Source organism: Aliivibrio thorii, from assembly GCF_057368585.1.
Window position 1 is genome coordinate 645,883 of record NZ_CM170654.1, and the last position, 17,761, is coordinate 663,643.

Genomic DNA, 17,761 nt, shown 5'->3' on the forward strand with positions numbered 1-17,761 from the left:
ATTTAGAAAATATAAACGAGGACGTTATTAAATGAATTTTTTCTCTCAGGCTCATGCAGCTGGTGAAGCAGCGCCACAAGGCGGTGGTATGCAAATGTTTATCATGCTTGGTATGTTTGCTGTTATCTTCTACTTTATGATCTATCGCCCACAAGCGAAACGTCAAAAAGAACACAAAAACCTAATGTCTTCTATGGGCAAAGGTGATGAAGTCCTTACTGCAGGCGGTTTAGTGGGTAAAATCACTAAAGTATCTGAAGAAAATGATTACATCGTAATTGAGCTTAATGCGAATAACGAAGTAACTATTAAGAAAGATTTTGTTTCAGCGGTTCTGCCAAAGGGCACACTGAAATCACTATAAAAATTGTACCCCCTAGTTTCGGCTAGGGGGTATTTTTCGTTAAGGACATCGCTGTGCTAAACCGTTTCCCTTTATGGAAGTATTTGATGGTAATCTCTGTATTACTAATCTCAGCTCTCTATGCACTTCCAAACCTTTATGGTGAAGATCCAGCCGTTCAAATCACGGGTAGTCGTGGTACTGAGGTTCAGACCTCTACGCTGGATGTTGTCGCTGAAAATTTAAAAAACAATGACATTGCTTATAAGTCGATTGCATTCGAAAATGGCAGTGTACTTGTTCGCTTTAATGATACTGATTCTCAAATCAGTGCTCGAGATATTATCAATCAATCACTAGGTAAAGATTACGTAGTGGCGCTAAACCTTGCAGCATTAACTCCTGATTGGCTAACTTCTATTGGTGCTGCTCCAATGAAGCTAGGTCTTGACCTTCGTGGCGGTGTTCACTTCTTAATGGAAGTGGATATGGACGCGGCAATGAGTAAACTTATTGGTCAACAAGAAGAATCTTTCCGTACCGATTTACGTGAAGCAAAAATTCGTTACCGCGCGATTCGTGAATCAGGGAAAGATGCTGTTGAAGTCGTTTTACGTAATGAAGAGCAATTAGCTGAAGCAAAAAAATTATTGTCTGATGCTCATCGTGATATGACTTTTGTAGATTCAGAATCTAATGGTCAATTTAAGCTTGTTGCTAAGTTTACAGATCAACGTTTGCAAGAGATTCGTAATTATGCCGTTGAGCAAAATATTACGATTATCCGTAACCGTGTTAACGAACTTGGTGTGGCAGAGCCTCTAGTTCAGCGCCAAGGCGCTAGCCGCATCGTAGTTGAATTACCTGGTGTACAAGATACTGCTCGTGCAAAAGAAATCTTAGGTGCAACAGCAACGCTTGAATTCCGTGAAGTGGATGATAAAGCAGATTTAGCTGCGGCAGCAAATGGTCGTGCGCCAGCGGGTAGCGAGATTAAAGAAGATCGTAATGGTCGTCCTGTTGTTCTGAAAAAACGTATTATTCTTGGCGGTGCAAGCATTACAGATGCAAGCTCAAGTGCTGATGAATATGGTCGTCCACAAGTTAACATATCACTAGACAGTGAGGGTGGTAGCAAGATGACGGCATTCTCTCGTAAAAATATCGGTAAGCTAATGGCTACGGTATTTACAGAGTATAAAGACAGTGGTCGTCGTACGCCTGAAGGTCGAGTGATTCTATCTAAAACAGAAGAAGTGATTAACCAAGCGACGATTCAGTCTGCTTTAGGTCGTAGCTTCCGAATTACTGGTATTGATTCTCAAGCTGAAGCTCATAACCTTGCGTTATTACTTCGTGCTGGTGCGTTAATTGCCCCAATTTCGATTGTTGAAGAACGTACGATCGGTCCATCAATGGGTCAACAAAACATTGATATGGGTATTCAGGCATGTATCTGGGGTATGGTTGCAGTAATGCTGTTTACTCTGGTTTACTACCGTGGCTTTGGTCTGGTTGCTAACTTAGCGCTTGCTGCTAACTTGGTATTAATTATTGGTGTTATGTCGATGATTCCAGGTGCGACAATGACCTTACCTGGTATTGCCGGTATCGTATTAACCGTAGGTATGGCGGTGGATGCAAACGTACTTATCTTTGAGCGGATCCGTGAAGAGTTAAGAGACGGACGTAATCCACAACAAGCGATTCACCAAGGTTATGCTAACGCATTTAGTACGATTGCGGATGCAAACATTACAACACTAATTACAGCAATTATTCTGTTTGCAGTGGGTACTGGTGCGATTAAAGGCTTCGCGGTAACGCTGTCTATTGGTATTTTAACATCAATGTTTACTGCGATTGTTGGTACTCGTTGTGTGATTAATTTAGTTTACGGCGGCAAGCGCGTAGACAAGCTGTCGATCTAAGGACTCATTATTATGTTTCAATTAATGAAAGCAGAGAAAACGATCGACTTTATGCGTTGGTCTAAGCCTGCCTTTTTCTTTTCAATGTTGATGATTGTTGCTTCAATTGCGACACTTTCAACAAAGTGGTTGAATTGGGGGTTAGATTTTACAGGCGGTACTTTAATTGAAGTTGGTTTTGAGCAACCTGCTCAATTAACTGATATTCGTGGTGCACTAGAAGCAAAAGGCTTTGGTGATGCAACGGTACAAAATTTTGGTACTGCTCGTGATGTCATTGTTCGTCTTCAACCTCGTGATGGGATTAAAGGAGAAGAATTAGGTAACCAAATCATCAGTGCAATCAAAGAAGGTACTGGCGATCAAGTTGAGATGCGTCGTATTGAGTTTGTTGGTCCAAATGTGGGTGATGAACTAACTGAAGCGGGGGGGTTAGCGATCCTTGTTTCTTTGTTATGTATCTTGGCTTACGTTTCAATGCGCTTCCAATGGCGTTTAGCCGCGGGGGCGGTATTGGCATTGGCGCACGATATTATCATTACATTAGGTATTTTTTCATTCTTACAGATTGAAGTAGATTTAACGATTATTGCAGCATTACTAACGGTAGTCGGTTATTCCTTGAATGATACTATTGTTGTATTTGACCGGATCCGTGAAAACTTCTTGAAGATGCGTAAAGGTGAGCCTGAAGACATAATGAATGATTCAATTACTCAAACATTAAGCCGTACGTTGATAACATCAGCAACGACTCTGTTTGTAGTTATCGCATTGTTCACTCAAGGTGGTGCAATGATTCATGGTTTTGCTCTTGCATTACTATTGGGTATTACGATTGGTACGTATTCTTCTATCTATGTCGCTTCTGCGCTTGCTCTTAAATTAGGTATCACTCGTGAGCACCTAATGCCAACCCCTGTTGATAAAGAAGGTGAAGAAGAATTTGAGCAAATGCCTTAACTGGTAATGTGTATATTCTACTGATAAAAAATGGACCTTAATTGGTCCATTTTTTATCACATAAAAAGCAGTGTTAAAGCTTATCTAGATCCCGTTCGATTTCTTCAATTTTACTTGCTACAACTTTTTCTAAGTGACGAAGATCTTTAAGGATTTTCTTTTTCACATCCGCAGGCGTTTCTTTTTCTGGGCGTGTAATTTTATTAAGCTCATCAATGATTAATGTTAGGTTACGGTTAATCTCGGTGGTTTCTTTATAACGATGGCTACCACTATCAACTAAGACATTTTTTACTTGGCGTGGGTATTTAAATTTTACGCTTTTAGCGAATAATTCACCTTTCTGTTTACCAAAATAAATTTTAAGTACGTCTTTATGTGCTTCTTGACGCAAAGAGTAACGCTCAATTTTTTCGGGTTCTGAAATTCCAAGGCTAACTAAGTGTGGGTACATGGTTTACTCCATTGTTATTATCTTGTTGCTTCAATCTTCATCTAAGATAACGAATATAACAAATAGCGTTAAAGAAACTTGTGGGGTAGATCCGTTAAGTTTAAATAGGGTACTTTAAATATTAGTTTATTAGATTATCAACATTTTCAATGAGCGCAGTTTTTAATTCATCTTGTTTTTCTTCATCAAGCCGACCGCCTGTCTCTGACGTTAAAATAAAGAGATCTTCCGCACGCTCACCTATAGTGGTGATCTTTGCAGCATGAAGGTTCACGCCTAAACGTGCAAAAGTGGCTCCTACCGTAGCTAATAACCCTGGCGTATCTAGTGCTACAAATTCCATTAAAGTACGCTTTCCCGTTTTAGTTGGAAGAAATTCCATACGAGTTTTAACAGTAAAATGTTGTAGTTGTCGGGGGGGACGACGAGTCTTGATGTGTGTTTCTTGAGTTTCCAATTCTACAGCGTACAACTGGTCAATTAAACGTTGCTGTCTATCTTCATCAATAGGATCGTCATTTTGGTCAAGAACCATAAAAGTATCAAGGGCATAACCGTCTTTGCTTGACATGATTTGAGCATCATAAATGGTAATACTTCGTCGATCTAACTCTGCAGCGACGGTTGCAAAAAGGTGTGCCTGATCTTTACTATAAATGAAAATTTCCGTGCCACCGCGCGTTGGATTTTTACTGATAAGTATCAGCGATTTTTCTTTGTCTGAATGATTAAGAAGATTACTTGCATGCCATGTAATCTGTTGATGTGTATGGCGTAAGAAATAATCAGCTTTAAATCGGCGCCATAGATCTTCTACTTGCCATTGGGTAAAGCCTTCTGCTCGTAGTTGTGCAGAGGCCATGTGTTGATTATGGCGGATACGATCACGCATATCAGGTGGGTTTTCTAAACCACGACGTAGTGCTCGCTGTGTTGCATTATATAAATCAGCAATAAGTGTTCGCTTCCAACTATTCCAAAGGTCTGGGTTAGTTGCACTGATATCTGCGACAGTAAGGCACACTAAATAATCTAAACGCTCTTCATCTCTAACGTGTTTTGCAAACTCAGTAATAACATCAGGATCATAAATATCACGGCGTTGAGCAGTTACAGACATGAGTAGGTGACTTTTTACTAGCCAAGCAACAAGGTTTGCTTCTGGTTTTGATAACCCATGTTCAATACAAAACTCATAGGCATCAACAGCGCCAAGTTCTGAATGATCGCCTCCTCGGCCTTTTGCTATATCATGAAAAATAGCCGCGATGATTAATAGTTCTTTTTTAATCATTTTTGGATAGACTTCGCAGCAAATAGGGTGTTTTTCTCGGTTTTTTGGGTCTGAAAATTTATTAATGTGTTTTAGTAAGCGAATACTATGTTCATCTACGGTATAGGCATGAAATAAATCAAACTGCATTTGTCCAACAATGTGGCTCCATTGAGGTAAATAAGCAGAGATAACACCTAACTTATGCATTGAACTAAAGGCATTATGGAGCGCATTTGGGTGTTGAGTTAGTTGTAAAAATTTTTCACGCGCTTCTGGGATATCACATAAAAAACGATTCAAACGGCGTCGAGCTGTGCGTAATTGCCGCATTGTTGGAGGGGAAACGCCTTCAATACTAGAATCACTAGCCATTAATAAGAACATATCCAGAATGGTATCAGGACGAGCTTGGAATAAAGCAGGCTTTCTTGCTTCAATAAGACGACCGCGACGTTGAAAATCATTATTGATAATAATGGCTTTGGTTTGTTCACCTTGGTTAAGGATGGCTTGGTCGAATATTTTTAATAGCATGCTATTAAGTTCTGCAACACGTCGTAAAGTGCGGTAGAACTCTTTCATCATGCGCTCGACACCACGGTTGCCTTCACCGATAAAACCTAAATGTTCAGCGACAGAAGCTTGATGGCCAAAGGTGAGCCGATTATCGTAACGTTTTAGCTCAATATGCAAAGCAAAGCGAACGCGCCATAAGAACTCTTGGCATTCTAATAATTCTCGATACTCCGCGTCTGTTAAGAAACCAGCTTGGCTCATCTCAAGCAGAGACGTTGCTCCAAAATGACGTCGAGCAATCCAGCTAAGGGTGTGAATATCTCTCAGCCCACCAGGACTTGATTTAATGTCGGGCTCTAAGTTGTAAGTGGTGTCGTGATAGCGACTATGGCGTTTTTTTTGCTCATCAATTTTAGCTTGATAAAAGGATTCACTTGGCCAGAAACTATCTGAGTGAATATTCAGTTTCAATTGATGGGCAAGTTCTTTATCTCCGCAGATATAACGCGCTTCTTGTAAATTGGTCGCTACGGTTAAATCGCTTTTTCCAATTTCGATACATTCAGATAAAGTTCGAACACTATGACCGACTTCTAGCTTTAAATCCCAGAGTAAGGTAACGAAATGGCTGACTTTTTGACAAAATCCCTCGTCAGTATTTCCTTTGGTAAGCAATAGGATATCAATATCAGACAAAGGGTGAAGTTCACTGCGCCCATAACCACCAACAGCAATGAGCGAGGTGTCTGAGGTGTCATTGAATGCAAAGAAAGCCCAAAGGCGAGACAGTAATTGGTCAAAATAATCAGCACGTTGTAGCACTAAGTCTGACACCGGTAAACTTTGATGGAAACAATCAATTTGATATTGAGAGAAAAGGGCAAGCTGATGTTTTAGCTCTGTAATCGTGAGTTGCTGATCAGATAAAGCAAGAGGAGATGTATAGTTCATAGCAATCCTTGCTAATGTAAAACAGAAGACCGAAGCCTTCTGTTTATTTTAATGTTTGATTATTTATTGTTCATATGACGAGGGATACTTTCTTCAGCGCGAAGTGTTAATACTTCGCAACCGGTTTCTGTAACCAAAATAGTATGTTCCCACTGAGCGGTATTCTTACCGTCACCAGTATAAACTGTCCAACCATCGTTATCATCCTGCAGACAACCAAATTTACCTAAGTTGATCATTGGCTCGATAGTGAATGTCATGCCAGCTTTTAACACTGTGCGGTCATTATTTTTGTAATGAACAACTTGTGGTTCTTCGTGGAACTGAGAACCAATACCATGACCGCAGTAATCACGAACAATTGAACATTTAGGTGTTGTGCCTTTAATGTATTTTTGAATTGCAGTGCCAATTTCACCCAGTTTTACACCAGGTTTTACTTTACGCATACCTACGTACAGGCTTTCTTGTGCAATTAAGCATAGACGTTTATCTGTAGAGCTAACGTCACCAACCAAAAACATTTTTGAAGTATCGCCATGATAACCATCTTTGATTACAGTAATGTCGATGTTAAGAATATCACCATCTTTTAGTACTGCTGGCTTAGTGAAACCATTGTATTGCTCATCTTGTGTAGCTGGAATGCCGTGACACACAATGTGGTTGATTGAGGTACAAATAGATTTAGGAAAACCATGGTAGTTTAGTGGTGCAGGGATCGCACCTTGTACTTCAGTAATATGCTTATGGCAAATTTGGTCAAGTTCTTCAGTTGTTACCCCTGCTTTTACGAAGGGTTCAATCATTTCAAGTACTTCTGCGGCTAATTGGCCGGCAACGCGCATTTTTTCAATTTCTGCAGCGTTTTTAATATTTACTGACATGGGCTTTTCTCTATCTAAAAATAAATCGTTCTGGTTAAACGATAATTGTTCTTAGTTTACCTAGGGTATGTTTATCTTTCAATATGAAGAAGAATGAAAAATAATTCTTGGTTGAAAGGGAATCAGAATGATTTTTTTGAAAATAGTAGATTTTAGCGACGTTTTTATGGTATAAAGCGCGCCGGATTGATGAACAATTTGTTCTCAATACCGACAATACTTTAATTTTAAATCACACACATACCGTCACGCTGTCCGGGGTGCTCAACTTTTTGATTGTTTCAATCAAATGGTTAGGGTCGGATTACAAGCGGGGTATGTGGAGGCTTAACCCCATTTAATAGAGGAATTCTCAAATGGCAACTGTATCAATGCGCGATATGCTTAAAGCTGGTGTTCACTTCGGTCACCAAACTCGTTACTGGAACCCAAAAATGAAGCCATTCATCTTTGGTGCTCGTAATAAAGTTCATATCATCAACTTAGAAAGAACTGTACCAATGTTCAACGAAGCTTTAGCAGAACTTGCTAAAATCGGTAGCAAAAAAGGTAAAGTTCTTTTTGTTGGTACTAAGCGCGCTGCATCTGAAGCTGTTAAAGAAGCTGCGATCAACAGTGACCAGTACTACGTGAACAACCGTTGGTTAGGCGGCATGCTTACTAACTTTAAAACTGTTCGTCAGTCTATCAAGCGTTTAAAAGAATTCGAAGTTCAATCTCAAGACGGTACTTTTGAGAAGATCACTAAGAAAGAAGCGCTTATGCGTACACGTAGCATGGAAAAACTAGAGAAATCTCTAGGTGGTATCAAAAACATGAACGGTCTTCCAGACGCGTTATTTGTTATCGATGCTGACCATGAGCACATTGCAGTTAAAGAAGCAAACAACCTAGGTATCCCAGTATTTGCTGTTGTTGATACTAACTCAAACCCAGATGGCGTTGACTACATTATCCCAGGTAACGATGACGCAATCCGCGCTATCCAACTTTACCTGAACGCTGCTGCTGATTCTGTAAAGTCTGGTCGTAACCAAGACGTTGCAGCTGTAGCTGAAAAAGACGGTTTCGTAGAAGCTGAGTAATTTTTCGACTCGTCGAATTATTATTTGCTCCTAGTGAGTCTTTTAGTTTCGTAGTAAACTAAATATAGTTAGCAGGGGCCCAATTTGGCCCCTGATTTTTAACTTTTATACCTATTTATATTGAGGAATTGAGAATGGCAACTGTAACTGCTGCTCTAGTTAAAGAACTTCGTGAACGTACTGCTGCTGGTATGATGGAATGTAAGAAAGCACTTGTTGAAGCTGAAGGCGACATCGAGCTAGCAATCGAAAATATGCGTAAATCTGGCGCAGCAAAAGCGGCTAAAAAAGCAGGTAACATCGCTGCTGAAGGCACAATCATTATTAAAGAAGAAGCTGGCGTTGCTGTTCTTCTTGAAGTTAACTGTCAAACTGACTTCGTAGCTAAAGATGCTGGTTTCCTAGCATTCGCTAACGAAGTTGCTGAAGCAGCTTTAGCTGAGCGTCTAGACATCGAAGCTCTTCAAGCTAAATTTGAAGATGCTCGTATCGCTCTAGTTACTAAAATCGGTGAAAACATCAGCATCCGTCGCGTTCAACTTGTTGAAGGCGTAGCACTTGCTTCTTACCGTCACGGCGAGAAAATTGGTGTTGTTGTTGCTGGTGAAGGCGAAGCTGATACGCTTAAGCACATCGCTATGCACGTTGCTGCTTCTAAGCCTGAGTACGTTAACCCATCTGACGTACCTGCTGAAGTAGTAGAAAAAGAAAAAGCTGTTCAAGTTGAAATCGCTATGAACGAAGGCAAGCCTCAAGAAATCGCAGAGAAAATGGTTATCGGCCGTATGAAGAAATTCACGGGCGAAGTTTCTCTAACAGGTCAAGCTTTCATCATGGAACCTAAGAAAACTGTTGCTGAAATTCTTAAAGAAAAAGGCGCATCAGTATCTAACTTCGTACGTCTAGAAGTTGGTGAAGGTATCGAGAAAGCGGCTGAAATGAGCTTTGCTGACGAAGTAGCTGCAGTACAAAAAGGTTAATCCTTTCGTATTGTTGATAAAAAAGACCGTGGCCATGCTGCGGTCTTTTTGTGAATGCTCAATAAATAACAAGTTATGATGATAATTGTGCCCTTTTGTGTATTTAAGTTCTAATATCAAAAGGCTACAGTTATTTCGACAACTCTTAGTGAAAAGGTAAGAACCATGACGACGAACCCGAAACCAGTATATCAGCGTATTCTATTAAAACTTAGTGGTGAAGCACTTCAAGGCGAAGAGGGTTTTGGTATTGACCCTGCAACACTTGAGCGTATGGCTCAAGAGATAAAAGAACTGATTGAACTTGGTGTTCAAGTTGGTGTTGTTATTGGTGGTGGTAACCTTTTCCGTGGTGCAGGCCTTGCAGAAGCTGGTATGAATCGCGTAGTAGGCGATCACATGGGTATGCTAGCAACAGTAATGAATGGCCTTGCTATGCGTGATGCACTTCACCGTGCTTATGTAAATGCACGAGTAATGTCTGCTATCCCTCTAAAAGGTGTATGTGATGATTATAATTGGGCTGATGCAATCGCTCAACTTCGTCAAGGCCGTGTAGTAATTTTCTCTGCAGGTACAGGCAACCCATTCTTTACAACCGATTCTGCTGCGTGTTTACGTGGAATTGAAATTGAAGCTGATGTCGTTTTAAAAGCAACAAAAGTAGATGGTGTGTTTACCGCTGATCCAGTATCTAACCCTGATGCAGAATTATATGATAAACTGGATTATAACACTGTTCTTGAAAAAGAATTAAAAGTTATGGACTTAGCAGCGTTTACTCTTGCTCGTGACCACAAAATGCCTATCCGTGTATTCAATATGAATAAGCCGGGTGCATTGCGTCGTGTTGTAATGGGTGAAACTGAAGGTACTTTAATCAGCAGCGCTGAATAAATCGTCCAATATAAAATAACAATTTAAGGTGAAGTTGTGATTAACGAAATTAAAAAAGACGCTCAAGAGCGCATGGAAAAAAGCGTAGAAGCACTGAGAAACAGCCTGTTAAAAATTCGTACAGGTCGTGCTCACCCAAGCCTTCTAGCTGGTCTCTCTGTTGAGTACTACGGTGCAAGAACTCCAATTAATCAAGTAGCAAACATCATTGCTGAAGATTCTCGTACTCTTGCGATTACTGTTTTTGATAAAGAGCTTGCTGGCTTAGTTGAAAAAGCAATCATGATGTCAGATCTTGGTCTAAACCCAATGTCTGCTGGTACAGTAATTCGCGTACCGCTTCCACCGCTAACAGAAGAGCGTCGTAAAGACCTTGTTAAGATTGTACGTGGCGAAGCTGAAGGCGCTCGTGTTGCTGTTCGTAATATCCGTCGTGATGCAAATGGTGATCTTAAAGGTCTTCTTAAAGAGAAAGAAATTTCAGAAGATGATGATCGTAGAGCACAAGACGAAATTCAAAAACTGACAGATTCTGCAGTTAAGAGCATTGATGAAGTGCTTTCAGTAAAAGAAAAAGAGTTAATGGAAGTCTAATTTACTTTTATTACTCATTGTTCAGGCTGATTTTTTCATATAAATAATGATATGATGTCGGCGATGAACACGATAAGAAGCGCTATGTGTAGACATTAGCGCTTTTATTTTTAAGGGAGTTATATGGCCAGTCAACCTAACAGCGAATTTTTATCATCTGAAGTATTACCAAATCATATAGCGGTAATCATGGATGGTAATGGACGTTGGGCGAAAGCTCAGGGTAAGCCTCGTGTATTTGGTCATAAAGCCGGTGTTGATGCGGTGAGAAAAACCATATCAGCAGCCAGCAAACTAGGGATAAGAGCCATTACTCTTTTTGCTTTTAGTAGCGAGAATTGGCGTCGCCCAGAAGAAGAGGTTAGTGTCCTCATGGAGTTGTTTATTACGGTTCTTTCCCGTGAAGTTAAGCGTCTTCATAAAAATAATATTCAGTTACGCGTTATAGGTGATACCTCTCAATTTAGCTCTCGTCTTCAAAAGAAGATCGTTGATGCTGAGGCATTAACTTGTGAAAATTCAGGGTTAGTGCTAAATGTTGCTGCAAATTATGGCGGCAAGTGGGATATTACCCAAGCAGTTAAACGTCTTGCTTATCAAGTGGAGCAAGGTAATTTACAGGTTGATGATATTGATGAAGCGTCGATTGCTTCTAAGCTCACAATGTCAGATTTACCTGATGTGGATTTAATGATTAGAACCAGCGGTGAGTGCCGCATCAGCAATTTCATGCTGTGGCAAATGGCTTATGCTGAGTTTTATTTCACTGACCAATATTGGCCTGATTTTAATGAACAAAGTTTAGCGGATGCTATTGCTTGGTTTGTTAGTCGAGAAAGACGATTTGGTTGTACAGGTGAGCAAATCCAAGCTCTAATGAACGAAAAGGATCTATAAAGTTTGAAACAGCGTATTATTACCGCTCTTATTTTAGCACCCCTAGTTATTGCAGGCATTTTCATGTTGCCAATGCAAGGTTTCCTTATTGCGATTACCGCAATTACACTTGTAGGCTTTTGGGAGTGGACCCAGTTTACAGAATCTAAATCTCGTTATATAGCCTTAGTCCCTTCAGTCATAGCCCTTGCAGCGTCTCTTTTTTTATTGCCAACCTCAACCTTGGAACTTGCGATTCCAACTGATGGGCATCAAGCAATCTTATTGATTGGTTCAATATGGTGGCTAGTTGCTTCAGGTTTGGTTTTAACCTTCCCTAAAAGTAAAACATTATGGCAAAACAACCTATCTTTAAAGCACATTTTTGGTTGGCTAACAATGATCCCATTTTTGTGGAGTATTCTATTGTTGCGTGCCGATAGTTATGCGGTTGATAGTTTTTATGGCGCTAAATTAGTTTTATTGGTTTGTTTATTGGTATGGGCTGCAGATAGCGGCGCTTATTTTGCTGGCAAAACCTTTGGTAAGCGTAAAATGTCACCAGCAGTAAGCCCAAATAAAACGATCGAAGGTTTAATCGGTGGGATTATTACTGCGATTATCGTTGGCTGGGTTGCTGCAAGTGCTTTTGAAATCCGATTTGAAAGTACAATTGCGATGTTAGGTATTTTCATTGCAACCATTATTATTTCAGTATTAGGTGATCTTGTTGAAAGTATGTTTAAGCGAGCATCTGGTATTAAAGACAGTGGCACTATCATTCCTGGTCATGGTGGTATTTTAGATCGTATTGATAGCTTAACGGCTGCATTCCCAGTATTTGCTTTCTTGTATTTTCTATAGTTCGTTTCTCTTCTGTTTTGAAGAACTAAATCAACTTTATTTATACGGTAGATATCATAATCTACCGTTTTTCTATTCAATTTTCATTGTGGTCATTCATTATGCGCAAGTTAACCATTTTAGGTGCTACTGGCTCTATTGGTAGTAGTACACTTTCAGTCGCAAAACAAAACGCCGATAAATTTGATGTTGTTGCATTAGGTGCAGGAAGCAACGTTGAAAAAATGCTGGATCTTTGTTGTGAATGGCAACCTAAATATGCTGCTATGGCAAGTACTGACGCAGCACATTCGTTAATGGTTAAGCTAAAAGAGCGTGATCTTGATATCGAGGTGTTTTCAGGTGAGGAAGGGCTTTGTCACATAGCTCAACTTGATGATGTTGATACGGTCATGGCGGCGATTGTTGGTGCGGCTGGCTTACTACCTACAATGTCAGCAGTTAAAGCTGGAAAACGCATATTACTTGCTAATAAAGAAGCCTTAGTCATGTCAGGGCAATTATTTATTGATGCTGTTGAAAAGTATGGTGCTGAGTTATTACCTGTTGATAGTGAGCATAATGCTATCTTCCAATGCCTCCCTGAGAGAATTCAAACCAATTTAGGCCGTTGTGATTTAGACGCTAATGGCATTAGTTCTATTTTATTAACAGGTTCAGGTGGTCCGTTTCGTTATACTGATATATCAGAATTAGAATCTGTAACACCTGAAATGGCAATTGCTCACCCTAACTGGTCAATGGGACCTAAGATCTCTGTTGATTCAGCAACCATGATGAATAAGGGATTAGAGTATATTGAAGCTCGTTGGTTGTTTAACGCAAGCAAAGAACAACTGAAAGTTGTTATTCATCCACAATCTGTAATTCACTCAATGGTTCAATATAAAGATGGCTCAGTTTTAGCGCAAATGGGACTTCCTGATATGAGAACGCCTATTGCTTGCACAATGTCTTATCCTAAAAGAGTCAATGCTGGAGTTGAACCACTTGATTTTACTAAAGTGGGTGAGTTTAGTTTTCTTGAGCCAGATTTTTCTCGTTACCCATGTTTGAAATTAGCAATTGATGCATGTTATTTAGGTCAGCACGCGACGACAGGGTTAAATGCAGCTAATGAACAATCAGTCGCTGCTTTTTTGAACGGTCAGATTAAATTTACAGATATAGCTCGAATTAATGAGTCGGTTTTGGACAAAGTATGCGCAAACTTCCAAAACCTTGAGCTAGATAGCTTGGAAAGCCTGATTGACCTAGATAGAATGGCCCGTCATTATGCCGATGAGGCAATTAAAAAGGTTTAACTATGTCAGAACTTCTATGGAATCTATCATCATTTATTATCGCACTAGGTATTCTTGTTGCTGTTCATGAGTATGGTCATTTTTGGGTAGCTCGCCGTTGTGGTGTAATTGTTGAGAAATTTTCTATTGGTTTTGGTAAGTCAATCTGGAGCAGAAAAGGCAAAGACGGCACTGAATATAACATATCAATGATCCCACTTGGGGGTTATGTAAAAATGTTGGATGAACGTGTTGATGAGGTTCCTGAAGAACTTAAACAACATGCTTTTAATAACCGTCCTTTATGGCAAAGAAGTGCCATTGTTGCCGCAGGACCAATCGCGAATTTTATTTTTGCAGTGGTAGCGTGTTGGCTTGCTTTTATGATCGGAGTGACGGCATTAAAGCCAGTTGTTGGACATATCGATAAAAATTCAATTTTTTCTCAAGCAGGAATTGAATCTGGAGTGGAACTAAAAGCGATTTCAGGAATCAAAACCTCGGATTGGGAAGCGGTTAATATGGCGATTGTTTCTCATATTGGCGATGAATCAATGACAGTAACCTATAGCGATGAAAATAACATTGGTGTAGATGTTACAGCAACTCTAGATTTATCTGGGTGGGAATTTGATCCAGAAAAAGATTCACCTATGGTGTCTCTTGGTTTTCTTCCTTATCGCCCAACATTAACTTTAGATGTTGCTAATATAAGTGCAAATAGTGCAGCTGAAAAATCAGGTTTATTGGTTGGTGATCGCTTAGCTTCGGTTAATGGTAATAAGTTAGCAGAATGGCAGAATATGGTTGACGCGATACAATCAAATCCAAATAAAACGATGGAGCTAGTTGTACTTCGTGATAATGAACAGGTGGCTTTAAGCTTAACTCCTGATAGCAAAGAGAATGTTGACGGTAAAATTATTGGTTTTGCTGGAGTATCACCTATTTTTGAAGCATGGCCTGAAGGCTATCGCTATGAAAAACAATACGGTCCAATTATTGCCTTTGAAAAAGCGATTGAAAAAACCGGAAATATTATAGATTTAACATTAACCATGACTAAAAAATTATTCACGGGTGATGTAGCGTTAAATAATTTAAGCGGGCCTATTTCTATTGCCAAAGGAGCAGGAACCACTGCAGAATATGGCTTAGTATCATTTTTAGGATTTTTAGCTTTAATTAGTGTTAATTTAGGTATTATTAATTTATTACCTCTTCCGGTATTGGATGGCGGGCATTTACTCTTCTTTGCTATTGAAGGGATTACGCGTAAACCAGTATCCGAAAGAGTTCAAGAAATTGGTTATAAAGTAGGAACAGCAATGATTATGTCATTAATGGCTGTCGCTTTATTTAACGACTTTATGCGCCTTTAAGTAGTAGCAAGGGAATAATAAAACGTATTATGGCGATGAAAAAATTGTTGATAGCCTCACTGCTTTTTGGCAGTGTTGCAGCGCAGAGCGCAGAAACATTTGTTATTGATGATATACGCTTTGAGGGATTACAGCGTGTCGCATTAGGTGCAGCATTACTTAAGACCCCTGTTCGAGTTGGTGATAATATGAGCCAGCAAGATGTATCTCAGGTGATTAAAGCATTATTTGCGTCTGGTAACTTTGAAGACGTAAAAGTATTTCGTGATGGAAATGCGTTGCTAATTAAAGTGACAGAACGCCCAACGATTGCAAATATCTCTTTTTCTGGTAATAAAGCCATTAAAGAAGAGCAGATGCAGCAAAACTTAGAAGCTTCTTCTATTCGTGTAGGCGAAGCATTAGATCGAACAACATTAAGTAATATTGAAAAGGGCTTAGAAGACTTCTATTACAGTGTTGGTAAGTACAATGCAACGGTTCATGCTGTTGTAACGCCACTACCTAGAAATCGTGCGGATTTAAAATTTGTATTTACTGAAGGCGTTTCGGCTAAAATTCAACAAATTAACTTTATTGGTAATGAAGTATTTACTGATGAGCAACTCCTCAGTCGTTTCAATCTTAATGTAGATGTCGCGTGGTGGAATTTTTTAGCGGATGAAAAATATCAGAAACAAGTACTTGCTGGTGATATTGAAGCATTACGTTCATATTATCTTGATCGCGGTTATTTGAAATTTCAGGTAGATTCAACTCAAGTTTCTATTTCTCCAGATAAAAAAGGCGTATATATCGCGTTAACCGTTGAAGAAGGGGCGCCTTACACTGTAAGTGGCGTTAAATTCCAAGGTGAGTTGATCGGTAAAGAAGACGAATTTAAAAAGCTTGTTCCTTTTGAAGATGGCGAAGTTTATAACGGCTCTGAAGTTACTCGTTTAGAAGAGAATATTAAACGTATTTTGGGTGAAGCCGGTTACGCTTATCCTCAAGTTCGTACCATGCCAGAGTTTGATGATGAGAACCAAACAGTATCGCTAGTTATTAATGTAGAGGCGGGTAACCGTATCTATGTTCGTGATATTAAATTTGTCGGTAATACTTCCACTAAAGATGAAGTGTTACGTCGTGAAATGCGTCAGATGGAAAGTTCTTGGTTAAACTCTAAGTCGATTGAAACGGGGAAAAATCGTTTAAATCGTTTAGGTTTCTTCGAAACGGTCGATGTACAAACGGTTCGAGTTCCAGGATCTGATGATCAAGTTGATCTGGTTTACTCTGTAAAAGAAGCAAACTCAGGTAGTGTTAACTTTGGTGTCGGGTACGGTACTGAATCGGGTGTGAGCTTCCAAGTTGGTCTTCAGCAGGATAACTTCATCGGTTCTGGTAACCGTGTTGGTATCAATGCAATGATGAACGATTATCAAAAGAACATCAGTTTAGATTATCGAGACCCTTACTGGAACCTTGATGGTGTCAGCTTAGGTGGTAAGATTTTCTATAATGAATTTGAAGCATCTGATGCGGGTATTGTCGATTACACCAACCAAAGTTATGGTGGTAATCTTACATGGGGTTTCCCGTTTGATGAGCTAAACTACTTCGAAATTGGTGTGGGTTATACGCATAACAAAATTTCTAATCTAGAAGGTTATGTTCAAATTGAACAATACTTAAATTCAGTAGGTGATGCTTATGATGAAGGTGCTCAAACGCTGATCGTAAGTGATTTTGATGTGACGTTATCTTGGACTCGTAATAACTTAAATAAAGGTTATTTCCCAACCGCAGGTAACTACCAGCGTGCGTCTTATAAGATAACGACGCCGAATTCGGATTCACAGTTTTTCAAAGCTCAATATGAAGTGCGCCAATATTTCCCATTAACTAAAAAGCATGAGTTTGCTTTATTAATGCGTGGTAAGGCTGGATACGGTAATGGTTACGGTCAAACTGACGGTAATGATAACTTGTACCCATTCTATGAAAACTTCTATGCAGGTGGTTTCACAACATTACGTGGTTTTGGTTCAAACTCCGCGGGCCCAAAAGCCGTTTATGCTCAAGGTTCAAATGGGGGTATAGGTAATAATACCTCTTACGCAGCAACGGATGATTCAGTTGGTGGTAATGCAACAGCTTTAGCAAGTATTGAGCTAATTGTACCAACTCCATTTGCAAGTGAAGAGACACAAGGTCAAATTCGTACCAGTGTCTTCTTTGATATGGCGAGTGTTTGGGATACAGAGTTTGACTATAAAGATCCTAAACCAGGAATGGATGGCAGTCAGTATTACTATGATTATTCTGATCCATCGAATTTCCGTTCTTCATATGGTGCAGCTTTACAATGGATGTCTCCTATGGGGCCGTTAGTATTCTCAATTGCGAAACCAGTGAAGATTTATGAGGGTGATGATGAAGAATTCTTTAGTTTCACCATTGGACGAACTTTCTAAGCATTGATAGCTCTAATAGA

At 39.7% G+C, this 17,761-nt stretch carries 15 protein-coding genes; 12 read left to right on the top strand and 3 right to left on the bottom strand.

Annotation, left to right across the window (positions count from 1 at the left end; genetic code table 11):
- The first annotated feature begins 31 nt into the window (after positions 1-31).
- Genes yajC through secF form a run of 3 tightly spaced genes read left to right on the top strand, consistent with a single transcriptional unit; the run spans position 32 to position 3,237 of the window.
- Complete coding sequence (gene yajC / locus AC2IP4_RS02840; protein ID WP_105055314.1) at positions 32-364, top strand: preprotein translocase subunit YajC; 333 nt, start codon at positions 32-34, stop codon at positions 362-364.
- 53 nt (positions 365-417) lie between these two features.
- Complete coding sequence (gene secD, locus AC2IP4_RS02845) at positions 418-2,274, top strand: protein translocase subunit SecD (protein ID WP_105055313.1); 1,857 nt, start codon at positions 418-420, stop codon at positions 2,272-2,274.
- 12 nt (positions 2,275-2,286) lie between these two features.
- Positions 2,287-3,237: a protein translocase subunit SecF gene (secF, locus tag AC2IP4_RS02850; RefSeq protein WP_105055312.1), complete on the top strand. Its 951-nt coding sequence runs from the start codon at positions 2,287-2,289 to the stop codon at positions 3,235-3,237.
- 73 nt (positions 3,238-3,310) lie between these two features.
- Here secF and AC2IP4_RS02855 read toward each other — a convergent pair whose 3' ends face one another.
- From AC2IP4_RS02855 to map, 3 genes are all read right to left on the bottom strand, one after another.
- On the bottom strand, positions 3,311-3,691 hold the full coding sequence (locus AC2IP4_RS02855) for a DUF3461 family protein (RefSeq protein ID WP_060991667.1): 381 nt from the start codon (positions 3,689-3,691) through the stop codon (positions 3,311-3,313).
- Positions 3,692-3,812: 121 nt separating this feature from the next.
- The gene (glnD, locus tag AC2IP4_RS02860; protein WP_486310538.1) at positions 3,813-6,434 is read right to left on the bottom strand and encodes a bifunctional uridylyltransferase/uridylyl-removing protein GlnD; all 2,622 of its coding nucleotides are present in this window, start codon (positions 6,432-6,434) and stop codon (positions 3,813-3,815) included.
- Between the two features lie 59 nt (positions 6,435-6,493).
- On the bottom strand, positions 6,494-7,321 hold the full coding sequence (gene map, locus AC2IP4_RS02865) for a type I methionyl aminopeptidase (RefSeq protein WP_486310539.1): 828 nt from the start codon (positions 7,319-7,321) through the stop codon (positions 6,494-6,496).
- A gap of 356 nt (positions 7,322-7,677) precedes the next feature.
- Between map and rpsB the strand changes: the two genes are divergently transcribed.
- From rpsB to bamA, 9 genes are all read left to right on the top strand, one after another.
- A complete protein-coding gene (gene rpsB / locus AC2IP4_RS02870; RefSeq protein ID WP_375321090.1) occupies positions 7,678-8,406 on the top strand; it encodes a 30S ribosomal protein S2 in 729 nt (242 codons plus the stop codon).
- Positions 8,407-8,540: 134 nt separating this feature from the next.
- Positions 8,541-9,386, top strand: coding sequence for a translation elongation factor Ts (tsf, locus tag AC2IP4_RS02875; protein WP_105055308.1), 846 nt, complete (start codon positions 8,541-8,543; stop codon positions 9,384-9,386).
- 165 nt (positions 9,387-9,551) lie between these two features.
- Entirely contained in the window at positions 9,552-10,283 is a 732-nt protein-coding gene (pyrH, locus tag AC2IP4_RS02880) for a UMP kinase (protein WP_105055307.1), read from the top strand.
- A gap of 36 nt (positions 10,284-10,319) precedes the next feature.
- Positions 10,320-10,877 carry a ribosome recycling factor gene (frr, locus tag AC2IP4_RS02885; protein WP_060991661.1) on the top strand — a complete coding sequence of 186 codons (558 nt, stop codon included), beginning with the start codon at positions 10,320-10,322 and terminating at the stop codon, positions 10,875-10,877.
- A 123-nt stretch (positions 10,878-11,000) separates the two neighbouring features.
- Positions 11,001-11,774: an undecaprenyl pyrophosphate synthase gene (gene uppS, locus AC2IP4_RS02890; RefSeq protein WP_105055306.1), complete on the top strand. Its 774-nt coding sequence runs from the start codon at positions 11,001-11,003 to the stop codon at positions 11,772-11,774.
- A 3-nt stretch (positions 11,775-11,777) separates the two neighbouring features.
- The gene (locus AC2IP4_RS02895) at positions 11,778-12,617 is read left to right on the top strand and encodes a phosphatidate cytidylyltransferase (RefSeq protein WP_375321088.1); all 840 of its coding nucleotides are present in this window, start codon (positions 11,778-11,780) and stop codon (positions 12,615-12,617) included.
- Between the two features lie 101 nt (positions 12,618-12,718).
- Positions 12,719-13,921 (top strand): 1-deoxy-D-xylulose-5-phosphate reductoisomerase, encoded by a 1,203-nt coding sequence (gene ispC / locus AC2IP4_RS02900; RefSeq protein WP_375321087.1) that lies wholly within the window; start codon positions 12,719-12,721, stop codon positions 13,919-13,921.
- A 2-nt stretch (positions 13,922-13,923) separates the two neighbouring features.
- On the top strand, positions 13,924-15,282 hold the full coding sequence (gene rseP, locus AC2IP4_RS02905) for a sigma E protease regulator RseP (protein WP_486310540.1): 1,359 nt from the start codon (positions 13,924-13,926) through the stop codon (positions 15,280-15,282).
- Positions 15,283-15,311: 29 nt separating this feature from the next.
- Entirely contained in the window at positions 15,312-17,741 is a 2,430-nt protein-coding gene (gene bamA / locus AC2IP4_RS02910) for an outer membrane protein assembly factor BamA (protein WP_375321085.1), read from the top strand.
- The last annotated feature ends 20 nt before the right edge of the window (positions 17,742-17,761 follow it).

Coding starts and splice junctions, on each gene's coding strand:
- uppS (WP_105055306.1), top strand. CDS start 11,001: ATGGCCAGTCAACCTAACAGCGAATTTTTATCATCTGAAGTATTACCA.
- secF (WP_105055312.1), top strand. CDS start 2,287: ATGTTTCAATTAATGAAAGCAGAGAAAACGATCGACTTTATGCGTTGG.
- pyrH (WP_105055307.1), top strand. CDS start 9,552: ATGACGACGAACCCGAAACCAGTATATCAGCGTATTCTATTAAAACTT.
- rseP (WP_486310540.1), top strand. CDS start 13,924: ATGTCAGAACTTCTATGGAATCTATCATCATTTATTATCGCACTAGGT.
- map (WP_486310539.1), bottom strand. CDS start 7,321: ATGTCAGTAAATATTAAAAACGCTGCAGAAATTGAAAAAATGCGCGTT.
- bamA (WP_375321085.1), top strand. CDS start 15,312: ATGGCGATGAAAAAATTGTTGATAGCCTCACTGCTTTTTGGCAGTGTT.
- AC2IP4_RS02855 (WP_060991667.1), bottom strand. CDS start 3,691: ATGTACCCACACTTAGTTAGCCTTGGAATTTCAGAACCCGAAAAAATT.
- yajC (WP_105055314.1), top strand. CDS start 32: ATGAATTTTTTCTCTCAGGCTCATGCAGCTGGTGAAGCAGCGCCACAA.
- glnD (WP_486310538.1), bottom strand. CDS start 6,434: ATGAACTATACATCTCCTCTTGCTTTATCTGATCAGCAACTCACGATT.
- ispC (WP_375321087.1), top strand. CDS start 12,719: ATGCGCAAGTTAACCATTTTAGGTGCTACTGGCTCTATTGGTAGTAGT.
- rpsB (WP_375321090.1), top strand. CDS start 7,678: ATGGCAACTGTATCAATGCGCGATATGCTTAAAGCTGGTGTTCACTTC.
- tsf (WP_105055308.1), top strand. CDS start 8,541: ATGGCAACTGTAACTGCTGCTCTAGTTAAAGAACTTCGTGAACGTACT.